This is a genomic window from Bilifractor sp. LCP21S3_F8 (assembly GCF_052117805.1).
GTDB lineage: Bacteria > Bacillota > Clostridia > Lachnospirales > Lachnospiraceae > Bilifractor.
In genome coordinates, this window is the sequence record NZ_JBQKIK010000022.1 from 1 (window position 1) to 14578 (window position 14578).

At 51.5% G+C, this 14578-nt stretch carries 12 protein-coding genes, 1 pseudogene and 1 riboswitch; of the genes and pseudogenes, 12 read left to right on the top strand and 1 reads right to left on the bottom strand.

Features of this window, described 5'->3' with window-relative positions; all coding sequences use genetic code 11:
* The first annotated feature begins 250 nt into the window (after positions 1–250).
* Positions 251–1204: an aminotransferase class IV gene (locus ACTQ3A_RS10185; protein ID WP_441099438.1), complete on the top strand. Its 954-nt coding sequence runs from the start codon at positions 251–253 to the stop codon at positions 1202–1204.
* On the opposite strand, the gene ACTQ3A_RS10190 is transcribed toward ACTQ3A_RS10185, so the two are convergent.
* Positions 1188–2570, bottom strand: coding sequence for an MATE family efflux transporter (locus tag ACTQ3A_RS10190; RefSeq protein WP_441494800.1), 1383 nt, complete (start codon positions 2568–2570; stop codon positions 1188–1190). The genes ACTQ3A_RS10185 and ACTQ3A_RS10190 overlap by 17 nt on opposite strands.
* 401 nt (positions 2571–2971) lie before the next feature.
* Positions 2972–3156: riboswitch (cobalamin riboswitch) on the top strand.
* Positions 3157–3658: 502 nt separating this feature from the next.
* Between ACTQ3A_RS10190 and ACTQ3A_RS10195 the strand changes: the two genes are divergently transcribed.
* From ACTQ3A_RS10195 to ACTQ3A_RS10245, 11 genes and pseudogenes are all read left to right on the top strand, one after another.
* Positions 3659–4792: a 1-propanol dehydrogenase PduQ gene (locus ACTQ3A_RS10195; RefSeq protein WP_441475718.1), complete on the top strand. Its 1134-nt coding sequence runs from the start codon at positions 3659–3661 to the stop codon at positions 4790–4792.
* A gap of 51 nt (positions 4793–4843) precedes the next feature.
* The gene (gene eutS, locus ACTQ3A_RS10200; protein ID WP_441494799.1) at positions 4844–5209 is read left to right on the top strand and encodes an ethanolamine utilization microcompartment protein EutS; all 366 of its coding nucleotides are present in this window, start codon (positions 4844–4846) and stop codon (positions 5207–5209) included.
* Between the two features lie 69 nt (positions 5210–5278).
* On the top strand, positions 5279–5707 hold the full coding sequence (locus ACTQ3A_RS10205) for a EutP/PduV family microcompartment system protein (protein WP_441495310.1): 429 nt from the start codon (positions 5279–5281) through the stop codon (positions 5705–5707).
* A gap of 45 nt (positions 5708–5752) precedes the next feature.
* Positions 5753–6340 (top strand): ANTAR domain-containing response regulator, encoded by a 588-nt coding sequence (locus ACTQ3A_RS10210; RefSeq protein ID WP_441494798.1) that lies wholly within the window; start codon positions 5753–5755, stop codon positions 6338–6340.
* A gap of 2 nt (positions 6341–6342) precedes the next feature.
* Positions 6343–7770 (top strand): sensor histidine kinase, encoded by a 1428-nt coding sequence (locus tag ACTQ3A_RS10215; RefSeq protein WP_441494797.1) that lies wholly within the window; start codon positions 6343–6345, stop codon positions 7768–7770.
* 22 nt (positions 7771–7792) lie between these two features.
* Entirely contained in the window at positions 7793–9223 is a 1431-nt protein-coding gene (gene eutA, locus ACTQ3A_RS10220; RefSeq protein ID WP_441494796.1) for an ethanolamine ammonia-lyase reactivating factor EutA, read from the top strand.
* 14 nt (positions 9224–9237) lie between these two features.
* Entirely contained in the window at positions 9238–10608 is a 1371-nt protein-coding gene (locus ACTQ3A_RS10225; RefSeq protein ID WP_441099446.1) for an ethanolamine ammonia-lyase subunit EutB, read from the top strand.
* A gap of 18 nt (positions 10609–10626) precedes the next feature.
* A complete protein-coding gene (eutC, locus tag ACTQ3A_RS10230) occupies positions 10627–11589 on the top strand; it encodes an ethanolamine ammonia-lyase subunit EutC (RefSeq protein WP_441494795.1) in 963 nt (320 codons plus the stop codon).
* A gap of 26 nt (positions 11590–11615) precedes the next feature.
* Complete coding sequence (gene eutL / locus ACTQ3A_RS10235) at positions 11616–12269, top strand: ethanolamine utilization microcompartment protein EutL (protein WP_441099448.1); 654 nt, start codon at positions 11616–11618, stop codon at positions 12267–12269.
* Positions 12270–12288: 19 nt separating this feature from the next.
* Positions 12289–12546: pseudogene (locus tag ACTQ3A_RS10240) on the top strand (BMC domain-containing protein); the annotation flags it as partial.
* A gap of 480 nt (positions 12547–13026) precedes the next feature.
* Positions 13027–14505, top strand: coding sequence for an acetaldehyde dehydrogenase (acetylating) (locus ACTQ3A_RS10245; RefSeq protein WP_441099449.1), 1479 nt, complete (start codon positions 13027–13029; stop codon positions 14503–14505).
* Positions 14506–14578 lie beyond the last annotated feature (73 nt).

Below are 14578 nucleotides of genomic sequence, written 5' to 3' on the forward strand. Positions count from 1 at the left end.
CGCATAGCATTTGATATTTTACCCCATAAAAGCACGTTTAGATTGGATAGGGGTTTTTTGCGCTTTTTTAATGGGGCTTGGCCCCACAACTTATTAGGCTATACAGTAAAAGAATGAGAGGATAAGGAAATAAGATAGCAGGCGGCGTTGCCTGAGACGGTCTGCGCGGCAACAGGAGAGCAGGAAGAGCTCTGGACGGGGAGAAATGCGGTACAGTTCAGACAGAAAGAATTGGAAACAGAGGTGTGAAATGGAAGAGATCAGATGTAAGGCGGATGATGGCTTTTTCTTCGGAATGGGATTATTCGAGACAATTGCAATAATCCATGGGACGGCAATGCTGGAGGACCTGCATATCCGCAGGCTGGCAGGCGGACTTCGTGACCTGCATATTGAAAACAGAGCGTATCTGAAGTGGGAGGAAGAACATGGCAGCGGGGAAGAACGTGGCAGGGGGGAATGGTGCGGAAACGGCAGAAAAAGCGGGATGGAGACCTGGCTGACGGAGATGCTGCACGAATATCTGTCGGGACTTGAGAAAGGACGGGTATGGGAAAGAGGGGCGCTGAAAATTACCGTGACGGAGGAAAATCTGCTGTTCAGCACCCGGGAGAATCCCTATACGGACCGGCAGTTCCAGGAGGGGCTCCGGCTGCGCTTCAGCCCGGTTCTGCGAAATGAAACCTCGCCGTTTACCTACTATAAAACCTTAAATTGCGGGGACAATATCCTGGTGCACCGGCAGATTCAGAAGATGGGGTATGATGAAGCGGTTTTTGTGAATACGAAGGGCGAGATCTGCGAAGGATCCGTAAGCAATGTTTTTTTCACCAGGGGAAATGAAGTTGTGACTCCTCCGGTAACAAGCGGGCTTTTGAAGGGAACGATCCGGAGCTATCTGCTTGATCCGGGGAAGAAATGGATGCTGGATCGGAAGGAAGGGGACTGTCTGAAATTCCGGGAACAGGTGGTGCGGACGGAAGATCTGAAAAAATTCACCGGCATGTTCATCACCAATTCTCTGATGGGAATCATGCCGGTGCAGTCTCTTGGAAGATTTCGTTTTCCGGACAGGAAAGCCGCCGAAGCACTGCGGGATTCCTTCCTCCGGGATATGGAAACAGGCGGACACAATGTGGAAACAGGCGGACGCAGTATGGGAACAGGCAGACTGGATATGGAATCGGTCAGTCGTAGAGGTTAAGCTTCTTCATGACCAGAATCGAGATATACAGCGCCGCGGCCGTCAGCAGCCAGGAGACCGGCCAGACGAGACATAGGACCTCATAGACCGGGTGGTGTGCGAACACAGTAAACAGCCAGATCAGCCGGAACAGGATGGTGCCGCACAGAATTTCGACGGAGGGGAGCAGAGAATGACCTCTTCCCCGGAGAACGGCTGCAGGAATCTCATACAGGGTGACGAGATATTCCCAGAGGAGGACCAGGCGGTTCCGGCGGATGGCGTACATCAGGACGGCCTCTTTTGAGGAGAAAATCCGCATGAAGAAGGTCCCGGAGAGCGCGATCGGAACGCTGAGCACGGCGCCGGCCAGGGCTCCGAAGATGAGGCAGTACAGGAAAATTTTTCCGCAGCGTTTCTTCTGTCCGGCGGCGTGGTTCTGGCTGATGAAGGTGGTGGCGGCCTGCGTGAAGGCGGCTACGGCAAAGTATCCAAAGTACTCAAAATTCAGGGCGGCGGCGCTTCCTGCAATGGCGTCGGACCCGAAGCCGTTGATGGCGGCCTGGATGAATACATTTGAGACGCAGAACACTGCCTCCTGTATACCTGCAGGCAGGCCGATGGCCAGGAGACGCTTCACATGATCTCCCTTAAGACGAAGATTGCGCAGGGAGAGATGAAATTCATCGGTTTCCTTCATCAGAAAGGAAACGGTGAGCGCTGCGCTCAGGGCATTGGAGATGTCCGTCGCGAGAGCGACACCGGTTACATTTAAGCGGCACACAATAACAAAGAAAAGATTCAGTATGACATTCAGAATTCCCGCGGAAATCAGAGCATAAAGGGGTCTTCTGGTGTCACCCTTAGCCCGCAGAATGGCGCTTGCGAAGTTGTAAATTACGATGAACGGACTTCCGAGCATGTAAATCTGAAGATAGCGCACGCCGAGATCGAGGATATTGTCCGGAGTGGATATCAGGATCAGGAGCGGCCGGGCGGCCACGAGACCGCAGATCATCAGGATGACGCCGACAATGAGACTGAAGAGCATGGAAGTGTGAATAGCCGCCGGAATTTCCTTCCGACGGTTCATTCCGATGTATCGGGCGATCAGGACATTGACGCCGACGGAGAGACCGGTGATCAGGCCGAGGATGATGCCGATGGGTTCCGCGTTGAGACCGACGGCGGCCAGTGCTTCAGGAGAGGAAAACTGTCCGATGACCGCGGAATCCGCAGAATTGAAGAGCTGCTGCAGAATGCTCGCGGCAGCGATCGGGAGCGCGAAGAGCATGATTTTCCCTGCCAGGCCGCCGTGGATCATATCGATCTCATTTCTGGCGGTTCTTTTGTTTTGGGTAATTGCTTTGGAATCAGATGATGACATTTGTGAAATAACCTCGTTGTTAATATTTTTGTGCTGTATCATTGCTGCCGCGTCATGGCTGCTGCATCATTGTGCTGCGTCATGGTTGCTGCATCATTGCTGCATGAGTCATGAACCTTCTGTTGTATCTTAGCGGCGAAGTACGGAGCAATCCGCAGCTGATACTGTATGTGGCACGATGTATCGTATGGGAGCTTACGGTCTTTAACAGAAGATCTGAGCATGTGCGTGATTTGCGCACATCCTATATTAGCAGGAGCGGGATTTATTAACCAGTGGTGTTTGGACAAATATCCGGCAAAATATACAGAATCAGCTGATAAAATTATACAAAACATGACTGAAAATTATACAAAACATGACGCTTGACAAAAGGTTGTCAATATTATAAACTGACAACATAAATTTGATGGTACACAGGTGTCGGTAAATTGTTGCCGGTGAAAAGGGAAGCAGGTGTGAATCCTGCACAATGCCGTTGCTGTGTTGGCTTAGCTTTTTCTCTTATGCCATTGGGGAAACCTGAGAAGGCGAGAAAAAGTGATGACGCCGCAGTCAGAAGACCTGCCCGTGTATAACGCACATGAATTCTCCTCGGATCTGGGAGAGTGCCTGCCCTCAGCGATGCAGCTGATGGCTTTTCGGCCGTGTCCATGGAATGGAACCGGTATTTTATGAACAGGGAAGACCGTTAAGTGCTTCACCATCGAATTTTTCATTGCGCCACCTCTCTTAATTATCAATCCGGCGGATGCAATGTCGAAAGGGAAAGTGTCGGGCGGAACGGTCGGTGCTTTCCCTTTTCTTTTTCGCTTTGAAAGGATGCCAACAATTTCATAAACCCGCATTTTCCCGTTGGCTTTGCGTATTTACTCTTTCCTTTGAGTATGAATACAAAGCTTTGAGTATGAATACGAAGCAGGGGGAAGTGTGTTTTTCTGCCGGGCGAGGAAGCCGCAGAAGAATGAGGTAATATGTATTTAAGTGCGATGCAGCATTTTAAACAGTATGTTTAAAATGCTGCTTTTTTTGTCTCGGAATAACAGTAAAAATTTACTATTAATTTAACACAGAAGAAAGGGGAAGCAATGGGAGAATTCAGAGTCAGCACCAGGATCATGATCGGTGATCAGCTCGATCAGCTGGTGAATGATATGAAAAAGGTGTTTGTTGTAGCGGATCATTTTCTTGCGGTCAGCAAAAAGGTTTCGTATGTGACGGACCGGCTGGATCGCGCGGGAAAGCAGTACGATGTTTTTTCGGATGTGGCGGCTGAGCCGGATCTGGGAGTCGTGACTGCCGGTATCAAAAGGCTGGAGGCGCTGGATCCCGATACGGTCATCTGCCTCGGCGGCGGCGCGTCCATCGACGCGGCGAAAGCGATCGTTTTTATCGCGAGACGTGTGAATGAAAAATATAAAAACATCCGCTTCATCGCGATTCCGACGACCAGCGGAACCGGTTCCGAGGTGAGCACGTTTGCTGTGATTACAGACAAAACGACGCAGACAAAATATCCGCTCGTGGACGAGAGTCTGGTGCCGGATATCGCTGTACTGGACGCGAGTCTGGTAGTCAGCGCGCCGCCGAAGGTCACCGGAGATACGGGCATTGACGTATTTACACATGCGGTGGAAGCCTTTGTCTCCAGGGAACACAATGATTTTACGGATGCCATGGCCATCAAGTCACTGCAGCTTTTACAGAACAACCTCCTTGAAGTGTATAAAAATCCCGAGAACCTTCACGCGCGGCAGAGCATGCACAATGCTTCGTGCATGGCTGGTATTGCGTTCGCAAATTCCGGTCTCGGGCTGAACCACGGTATGGCGCACGCCATGGGTGCGCATTTTCATATTCCGCATGGGCGGGCAAACGGAATTCTTCTTCCGTATGTCATGAGCTTCAATGCCGGATGCCATGACCATCTGACACCGGCCGCGAGCCGATACGCGGAGATCGTCGCGCAGCTGGGCATGGACAGCGTGGGAACGCGTCAGAGCGCGTTGATGCTGATCCGCACGGCAAAACGCTTTATGGAAAAAATGAACATGCCGGCGACAATCGCAGAGGCAGGTGTCACAGAAGATGATTTTAATGCACAGCTGGATGAGATGGCAAAGGCAGCGCTTGCTGATCCGTGCACTGCATCGAACCCGAGAGAGGTCACGCTGGAGGATATCAAGACGCTTTATCGTCAGGCGTTTACCGGCAGGGCGTAAGAAATAGCTTACCAGGGATGATTGCCGGTATGCAGGGCGGAAGGAGGAGCTATGTTTGGAACGAACAGCGGGAACGGTGACAACAAAGAGAGAATTATCCAGGAATTTGTTCCCGGAAAACAGGTTACTCTGGCGCATGTGATCGCCAGCCCGGATGCGGATTTGTATTCGAAGCTGGGTCTTCTGGACGCATCGGGCGCAATCGGAATCATGACGATCACGCCGAGTGAGGGCGCTATGATCGCTGCTGATGTGGCTTCGAAGGCTGCGGATATTAAAATCGGCTTTGTGGACCGTTTCAACGGATCATTGGTAATCACCGGCGATGTGGCGGCTGTGGAGGAGGCGCTGAAAAACGTCATGAATGTTCTCTGCGGCATGATGGGATTTTCCTCCACGGTGATCACAAGGACATGATGGGATTTTCCTCCACGGTGATCACAAGGACATGACAGACAGATGACAAATCAGAAAAGAAAAAGAATAATGCTGATCGGACGGTCGACGGCCGGAAAAACGACACTGTGTCAGAGAATTTTCAACGATGATATCCGGTACCACAAAACCCAGACAGTCACCGTGGAACATGAAGTAATGATTGACACGCCGGGGGAATACCTGGAGCGGAGAGGATTCCGGGGAGCGCTGATGGTCACATCGGCCGATGCGGACATCATTCTTTTTCTGCAGGATGCGACGGAGAACGGGACGATGTATCCGGCACAGTTTTCAACGATGTTCACAAAACCGTGTCTTGGAGTTGTGACGAAGATCGATATCGCAGATAAAAAACAAATCAGTGATGCAGAGGTGTATCTGAAGGCAGCTGGAGCACACAGGATTTATCGCATCAGCAGTGTGACAGGTGAGGGTGTGGAAGAACTGCTCCGGGCACTGGATATGCCGGTGGATTGACAATGCCGCAGATCATTGAACGCGGCTGAATGAAGGCTCTGACATATGGATAAGACAGAACACGCATTAAGAATAGTAATTGCAGACGATGAGCCGATCGCAAAGATGGACTTGAGAGAACTTCTGGAAGATTCGGGATATGAGGTTGTAGGAGAGGCCTCCGACGGCTTTGATGCGGTGGAGGAGTGCCGGAAAAACAAGCCGGATCTTGTCCTTCTTGACATTAAGATGCCGTTTCTCGACGGACTCTCGGCATCAAAGATTATTTTTCAGGAAAAGCTGGCGGACACGATCATTCTGCTGACTGCCTATACGGATCCGGAATTTATTGAGTCAGCGAAGGACTGTGGCGTATCCGGATATCTGGTGAAGCCGTATTATGAAAAATCGCTGATTCCGAGCATTGAGCTGGCTGTCAGCCGCAGCCGCGAGATGAAGAAGATACGCGCAGAAGTAGAAAGGGCGCAGGAAAGACTGGAAAGCCGCGTGATTATTGAGAAAGCCAAGGGCATGATCATGCTGCGGGATCAAAAGAGTGAGGAAGAGGCTTACAGCTATATCAGACAGATCAGTCAGCAAAAACATCTGTCCATGAGAAGGGTCTCGGAGATGATACTTGTCAGGAGCATATGATTATGGATGAGCAGAATCTGCGCGAATTGTGCATGAGATACGTAGATCTGACAGAAGAGGAAATGACGGAAATACTGGCGATGGCGAGACTGCTTCCCTCAATCGCCGATATCGAAGAGGCAGATGTTTTCATCGATTGTCTGATGCAAAGCGGAGATTCTCTTGTGGTGGCAGAAGCAAAGCCGACAAAGGTTCCGTCCTCTTATAAGGGCAGCGTCGTCGGCATGATCGCTACGAAGGAAAATGAGCCTGCCGTAGCCAGAACGTTCCGGTTGGGCGTGGGCACCCGTCAGATGAAGGCAACAACACAGGAAAAGGGCATCACGATTCAGACGGTGGAGCCGATAAAGGTACAAGATCGTGTGATCGGTGTGCTGATTATCGAGAAACAGACCAGCGACGAAATACAGCCGCGCGAAAAACTGCATATCTCGATGAGCGGTTACAAAGAGATTGCCGCGGCGGTCACCAAAATCATGCCCGACAACAACTGGCTTGCGGAATGTATCGACGAGGCATTGCTGCTGGTGGATAAAAAAGGAATCATCTCGCTGCGGAACCATGTCGCGAAAGAAATGTATGAAGAACTTGGCTATGTGAAAGATCTTCTGCATCAGCCTTACGCGAACGTGAGACTGACTGCGGAAAGCATCGACACGTATGATCATGATTATTCGTACGAAGAGGTACTGGTTGGAAGCAGGATCATCAGCGTAAAAACCGTACCGATCGAATCCGGTTACTATTCCGAGGCTGTGCTGATGCGCGATATCACGCGGCAGAAGGAACAGGAGAAGGAGCTGGTGCTGAGAAAGACAGCGATCCGGGAGATGCATCACCGGGTCAAGAACAGTCTTCAGACAATTATCAGCCTGCTGAATCTTCAGATGCGGAAATCGGATAATGACGAAGTACGGGAAGTGCTGATGGAGACAATGAATCGTATTTTTTCTATCGCAAATACCCACGAGCTGCTGTCGAGCGAGGTTGCCGACTATGTGAGTCTCCGGGAGGTACTGGAGAACCTGAAAAACAACATCACTCTTGCGTTTTCCGGAAACAGAAAGATAGCCATTACGGTGAGCGGAGAGGATTTCAAGGTCGATTCGGATGTCGCCACGTCGGTTTCCGTTGTGGTCAACGAGTTGATACAGAACGCCGTGAAATATGCGTTTCCGGACCGGGAGGAAGGTCAGATCAGTATCCATGTGCATCAGGGAGAGCTGTATTCGGAGCTTACGGTAGAGGATAACGGCGTGGGATATGATGCTTCTGATCAGAGCAGCGAGAATTTCGGCATGTCGATTGTACGTTCCTTCGTGCGTGACAAGCTTCGGGGTGATATTCGAATCTCCTCCGACAGCAGTGGAACGAGGACCTGGTTCAGCTGGCTTAATCAGATCATGAAACCTATCGATAAGTGCTCGTAGGAGACAAGAGGCTATTAAAAAAATGAGACAGGAAATCAAGAGTATCGGAATTGATATCGGCACATCAACGACACAGCTGGTTTTCAGCCGGCTGGTGATCGAAAACGTTGCCGGAAACTACACGGTTCCGCGGGTTTCGATCATTGAAAAAGAGGTTATCTACCGAAGTAAGATTTACTTCACTCCGCTGAAATCTGCAACGGAGATTGATGCGGACGCGATCAAGAAAATTATCCGGAGTGAGTATCAGGCTGCGGGTATGAAACCGGAGGATCTGTCAACCGGCGCCGTGATCATCACAGGTGAGACAGCGCGCAAGAAAAATGCCAATGAGGTGCTGGAGGCCCTCTCGGATATGGCCGGCGATTTTGTGGTAGCCACTGCCGGACCGGATCTTGAGTCGGTGCTGGCGGCACGCGGCGCCGGCACAGATGCGATTTCTCAGGAAAATCACACGACGGTGGCAAACCTGGATATTGGAGGCGGCACCACCAACATCGCGGTCTATGAAAAAGGCGCGCTTAAAGGCACCTGCTGTCTGGATATCGGCGGACGCCTGATCAAGATCGTGGATGGGAAAATTTCTTATATTTTCCACAAAATCGTGAAACTGGCGGCAAACCACGGAATCAGGATCGCTGAGGGTGACCGCGCAGATCCGGAGGTGCTGATGAAGGTCTGCCGGATCATGGCAGATGAGCTCGCGAAAGCGCTGCGTCTGGCGCAGCCTGACGACGAGCATCGCGCCCTGTACACCAATGACGGCAAGATGCTGAGAGAAGATATCGGCATCCGGGCGGTCACATATTCCGGAGGTGTCGCTGACTGCATTTATCAGGACAACGACAGTGAACTGTTTCGCTACGGGGACATCGGCGTTCTGCTGGGGAAGGCCATCCGCGAGAACAGGACGATCGCGGCACTGACCCGCTATCAGGCGAAGGAGACAATCCGCGCTACGGTCGTGGGCGCAGGAACACATTCAACAGATGTAAGCGGCAGCACCATCCGGTATGACAAAGGAAAGCTTCCTTTGAAAAATGTACCGGTTCTGAAAATATCGGAGGACAGCGAGACTGATTTTGAGACATTCAGTCAGGCAATCGCGACACAGCTTCCCCTGTTTTACACCGAGGGCAGGATGGAGCAGGTAGCGATCGCTTTTTCGGGAAAAGGCTGGACCGGCTTTCAACAGATCCAGAAGCTGGCGGCAGCCATCATCAAAGGAGCCAGGGAGGTGATAGAAAGCAGCTATCCGCTGATTGTGGTAGTGGAGTGTGATATTGGAAAGGTTCTGGGAAACGCGCTGAATATTCAGCTTGATTTCAAAAAACCGGTTATTTGCATCGACGGGATCCGTGCGGCGGGCGGCGATTATATTGATATCGGTGAGCCGCTGGCCGGCGGAACAGTAGTACCTGTGGTTAATAAAACACTGGTATTTAATTCTTAAGAGAGGTGTGACAATTGATTTTAAAAACAAGACTATTTGGCAAAACTTACGAATTTAAATCCGTAAGAGAAGTAATGGGCAAGGCGAACGAGGAAAAATCAGGTGATAAACTGGCAGGTGTCGCAGCCGAGACAGCGGAGGAGAGAGTTGCGGCAAAGTACGTGCTCGCCAATCTGACGCTGAATGACCTGCGCAACAATCCGGCAGTTCCGTATGAAGAGGACGAGGTTACCCGGATTATCCAGGATGATGTCAACGAGACAATCTTCAATGAGATTAAGAACTGGACGGTTTCCGAGCTTCGCGAGTGGATTCTTGATGTAGATACGACACCGGATATGATCCGCCGTGTCTCCCGGGCGCTCACCGCTGAGATGATCGCCGGTGTCTGCAAGCTGATGAGCAATCTCGACCTCATCTACGCGGCAAAAAAGATTCGTGTATCCGCACACTGCAACACGACAATCGGACTTCCGGGTACGTTCTCATCCCGTCTGCAGCCGAATCATACAACCGATGATCCGAAGGGAATCCTTGCGTCTGTTATGGAAGGACTCTCTTATGGATGCGGTGATGCGGTCATCGGTCTGAACCCGGTTGACGACTCGGTTGAGAGTGTGGCGCGCATCCTGAAGATGTTTGATGAATTTAAACATAAATGGGATATTCCGACTCAGATCTGCGTTCTGGCCCATGTAACGACCCAGACCGAAGCAGCGAAAAGGCTTGGAGCCCCGCTTGACCTGATGTTCCAGTCCATTGCCGGTTCCCAGAAGGGAAATGAGGCGTTTGGTCTGACCGCTCAGATGCTGGAGGAAGGTCGTCAGACGATGCTGACGAGGGGAACATGCACCGGACCGAATGTCATGTACTTTGAGACCGGACAGGGATCGGAGCTTTCATCCAACGCGCATAACGGATGGGATCAGGTGACGATGGAGGCTCGCTGCTACGGGTTTGCTAAAAGGTTCCAGCCGTTTCTGGTGAATACGGTTGTCGGCTTCATCGGACCGGAGTATCTGTATGATTCGAAGCAGGTCATTCGTGCCGGATTGGAAGACCATTTCATGGGTAAGCTGACCGGCGTTCCGATGGGATGCGATGCTTGCTACACCAATCACATGAAGGCGGATCAGAATGATATCGAGAACCTGGCAACACTGCTTGTGGCTGCAGGCTGCAATTACATCATGGGTGTTCCGGAAGGCGACGACTGCATGCTGATGTATCAGTGCACAGGATATCATGAGGCGGCAGCTCTCCGTGAGGTTATGGGCCTTCGTCCGATTCACGAATTCGATATGTGGCTTGAGAAGATGGGCTTCTCAGAGAACGGTAAACTGACAAAACTTGCGGGCGATGCTTCCGTATTCATGAGCAAATAAGGGAGGCGGTGAAAGAAAATGGAATCAAAGGACTTAAGAACAGTCATTGAGGAAGTTCTCAAAGAAATGAATCTTAAACCGGGAGCGGAAGGGGTCGGCAGTACGGCTGCCTCCGTCAGCTCTGCAGTAAAAGAGGCGGTCGGCGCCTCGAATGCCGGAAGCTGTCAGCTGGTTATTCCGGATAAAGGGGTAAGTCTTGATCCCTCTTATGTTGAAGATGGAGAGCTTCCGGATATCACTGCGATTGATCTGCGCAAGCAGTATCTGGTGGAGAACCCGGTCAATAAAGAGGCATACGCAGAGCAGAAGGCAGCTGCTCCGTGCCGACTGGGTATCGGAAAGGCAGGAGCCCGTTACAAAACACTTCCGCAGCTCGAGTTCAGAGCGGCACATTCTGCTGCGCAGGATGCAGTCTTCAACGATGTAGATGAAGAGTTCATCAAGAGTCAGGGACTTTTCATCGTCCAGACACAATGTGACAGCAAGGATACGTATCTGACCAGACCGGATCTCGGACGCAAGCTGAGCCCTGAGGCGGTTGAGACGATTAAAGAGAAATGCAAGAAGAACCCGACAGTTCAGATCTACGTTGCCGATGGTCTGTCCTCTGCGGCAGTAGCAGCGAATATCCCGGATCTTCTTCCGGCGATCATGCAGGGACTGCAAAGTTATCACATTGATACCGGAACGCCGTTCTTCGTGAAGTACGGCCGCGTAGCGGTAGAGGATGAGATCAGCGAGCTGGTCGGCGCAGAGGTTGTCTGTACACTGATCGGAGAGCGTCCGGGTCTGATTACTGCGACTTCTATGTCTGCCTATATCGCTTACAAGGCGACAGTGGGAATGCCGGAGGCAAGAAGAACAGTTGTTTCCAATATACACAGCGCAGGAACGAATCCTTCGGAGGCCGGCGCCCACATTGCGGAAATTATTAAAATCATGCTCGAAAAGAAAGCCAGCGGTACGGACCTGAAACTGTAATTTAACCGGAATGGAGGAATTGAAGAATGAAAAGAGATCCACTGTTCGCAAAGGTTCTGGCGACCAGACTAATCGCGAATGTCTCTCCGGACCTTGCAAAGGAGCTGAAGTTAAGGCCGGATCAGAAGTCCCTGGCACTTATTACCGCCGACATCGATGATGTCACCTACACAGCACTGGATGAGGCTACGAAGAAAGCAGACTGTGAAGTCGTTTACGCAAAGAGTATGTATGCAGGTGCAGCCAATGCGAACACTGCACTGGCCGGTGAGATCATCGGTATTCTGGCAGCTCCAAATCCGGCAGAGGCGAGGGCAGGACTGGACGCATGTATTGACATGATTGAGAATGTCTGCCATTTCGTATCTGCGAACGACGATGATTCGATCTGCTATTATGCGCACTGCATATCAAGGACAGGTTCTTACCTGTCTGCTTCCTGCGGCATTAAGGAAGGGGAGGCAATCGCGTACCTGATTGCACCGCCGCTTGAGGCTATGTATGCAGTGGATGCGGCACTCAAGGCAGCGGATGTGCAGTGCTGTGTTCTTTACGCACCGCCGTCAGAAACCAACTTCGGAGGCGCGCTGCTGACAGGAAGCCAGTCGGCATGCAAATCCGCCTGCGATGCCTTTGCTGCGGCTGTTGAGGCGATTGCTTCAAGCCCGCGAGAAGAATGATCAGTATCGGAGGTAGTATATGCAGGCATTAGGCATGATAGAAACCAGAGGACTGGTTGCGTCCATAGAAGGAGCGGACGCTATGCTGAAAGCCGCCAATGTAACTCTTCAGTGCAGGGAATACTCCGGAGGAGGACTGGTCTCGGTAATGGTCCGGGGAGATGTCGGAGCGGTGAAAGCTGCGGTTGACGCAGGGGCAGCCGCGGCAGGGAGAATCGGTGAGCTGATTTCGGTTCACGTGATCCCGCGACCACACGGTGATGTGGAACAGATCCTCGGTCAGGTGCACCCGGAGAAACCGGATAATGATCCGGAAGGACCGGACGGGAATCCTGGAGGACCGGATGGGAATCCGGAAGGACAGGACGATCATACGGAAAAACCGGATAATGATCCGGAGGAACCGGACGATGATCCGAAAGAACCAGACGTAAATCTGGATATCCCGGAGGATAATCTGAAAGAACGTGACGGAGTACAGAGCGGCGCTCCGGATCTGCCGGACATAAAACCGGAGGTGTCGTCGGAAGCAACGGATCCGATCGCAAAAAAGCCTGCGTCTTCATTGATTTCCCTGGACGAGATTGGCAGCAAGAGTGTTGGCGAACTAAGAAATCTCGCAAAGAAACTTGGAATCGATACGTTGACACGGGAGCAGATCCGATCCGCACGTAAAGACGTGCTGCTGGAAGGTATAAAAGCATTTTGTGACAGAGAGGGATTAAGCAGAACAGAAAAATAACAGGAGAATGGCAGAATGAAGATAATCGATAAAGACCTGATCTCAATGCAGGAAGTGAGGGATCTGGTTGAGTCAGCCAAGGAAGCGCAGAAAGAGCTTGCGCGCATGGATCAGGCTCAGGTAGATCATATTGTTCGCTGCATCGCGGACGCTGGTGTCCGCAATGCCGAGCGTCTTGCCAGAATGGCGGTCGAGGATACCGGTTTTGGCAAGGTAAAGGATAAAATTGTCAAGAATGTGTTTGCAAGCCGTGGCGTATATGAGCATATCAAGGATATGAAGACAGTCGGAGAGATTTCCCGCGACGATGAGAAGGGACTGCGCGTGCTGGCGGTTCCGGTAGGTGTCATCGCCGGACTTATCCCGTCCACGAATCCGACCTCTACTGCCTTCTATAAGGCAGAAATTGCTGTCAAGGCGGGAAATGCAATCGTATTCTCCCCGCATCCGACGGCACAGCGCTGCATCATGGAGGCGGTTAAGGTCATTCGTCAGGCCATCGCGGAGGCAGGCGCAAATGAGAATCTTGTATCCTGTATTTCCATCCCGACGATGGAGGCAACGGATACATTGATGCATCACAGAGACGTAGCACTGATCCTCGCCACTGGTGGATCGGCCATGGTAAGGGCAGCGTACTCCTCCGGTACACCGGCGATCGGCGTCGGACCCGGAAACGGCCCTGCCTATATTGAAAGATCCTGTGATCTTCCTCTGGCAGTGAAGAGAATTCTGGACTCCGAGACGTTTGATAATGGAACAATCTGTGCATCTGAGCAGTCGATCATCTGCGACGAGGATATGGTGGAGCCGGTTATGGCTGAACTGAAGAAGCAGGGAGCATATATCCTGGATCAGGAAGAGAGTGAAAAACTCGGCAAGTTCATCCTCCGCGCAAATGGAACCATGAATCCGGAGATCGTCGGAAAGAGCGTTGAGACAATCGCAAAGCTGGCTCACCTGGACAAGGTTCCGAAGGATGCGAAGGTTCTGATTGCGAGAGAGACCGGGGTTGGTCGCGGTCATCCATATTCCAATGAGAAGCTCGGACCGATCATGGGATTCTACACAGGTAAGGATTATCACGATGTCTGTGACAAGGTTTGTGAGATCCTTTATTACGAGGGCGCAGGGCACACCTTCTCCATGCACACAAAAAATGAAGCAATCGTTGATTATTTTGCAAAACGTGTTCCGGTATCCCGCATTGTTGTCAACACACCGAGTACACTTGGCGGCATCGGCGCTTCCACAGCACTGCAGCCGGCTCTGACACTCGGATGCGGCGCAGTCGGCGGAAGTGCAACCAGTGAGAATGTCGGCCCGATGCAGCTGATCAACAGGCGATACGTGGCGTATGGGCAGAAAGAGATGGAGGATATCCGCGCGGAAATCGATTCCTGTGTGGAGAGTGCGGATAACCAGCCTGATTTGTCGGACATCAATGTCGATGAGATTGTGAAGAGCGTGATCGCACGGCTGAAGGCGATGTGATCATTCAAACGAACCTGATGCGACGTATCCATCATATACGAACCTGATGAGTACGGACATGCCAATTATATTG

Bases quoted from the DNA above. Each gene is read 5' to 3' on its own strand.
- ACTQ3A_RS10185 (WP_441099438.1), top strand. From the start codon at position 251: ATGGAAGAGATCAGATGTAAGGCGGATGATGGCTTTTTCTTCGGAATG.
- ACTQ3A_RS10190 (WP_441494800.1), bottom strand. From the start codon at position 2,570: ATGTCATCATCTGATTCCAAAGCAATTACCCAAAACAAAAGAACCGCC.
- ACTQ3A_RS10195 (WP_441475718.1), top strand. From the start codon at position 3,659: ATGGGAGAATTCAGAGTCAGCACCAGGATCATGATCGGTGATCAGCTC.
- eutS (WP_441494799.1), top strand. From the start codon at position 4,844: ATGTTTGGAACGAACAGCGGGAACGGTGACAACAAAGAGAGAATTATC.
- ACTQ3A_RS10205 (WP_441495310.1), top strand. From the start codon at position 5,279: ATGCTGATCGGACGGTCGACGGCCGGAAAAACGACACTGTGTCAGAGA.
- ACTQ3A_RS10210 (WP_441494798.1), top strand. From the start codon at position 5,753: ATGGATAAGACAGAACACGCATTAAGAATAGTAATTGCAGACGATGAG.
- ACTQ3A_RS10215 (WP_441494797.1), top strand. From the start codon at position 6,343: ATGGATGAGCAGAATCTGCGCGAATTGTGCATGAGATACGTAGATCTG.
- eutA (WP_441494796.1), top strand. From the start codon at position 7,793: ATGAGACAGGAAATCAAGAGTATCGGAATTGATATCGGCACATCAACG.
- eutC (WP_441494795.1), top strand. From the start codon at position 10,627: ATGGAATCAAAGGACTTAAGAACAGTCATTGAGGAAGTTCTCAAAGAA.
- eutL (WP_441099448.1), top strand. From the start codon at position 11,616: ATGAAAAGAGATCCACTGTTCGCAAAGGTTCTGGCGACCAGACTAATC.
- ACTQ3A_RS10245 (WP_441099449.1), top strand. From the start codon at position 13,027: ATGAAGATAATCGATAAAGACCTGATCTCAATGCAGGAAGTGAGGGAT.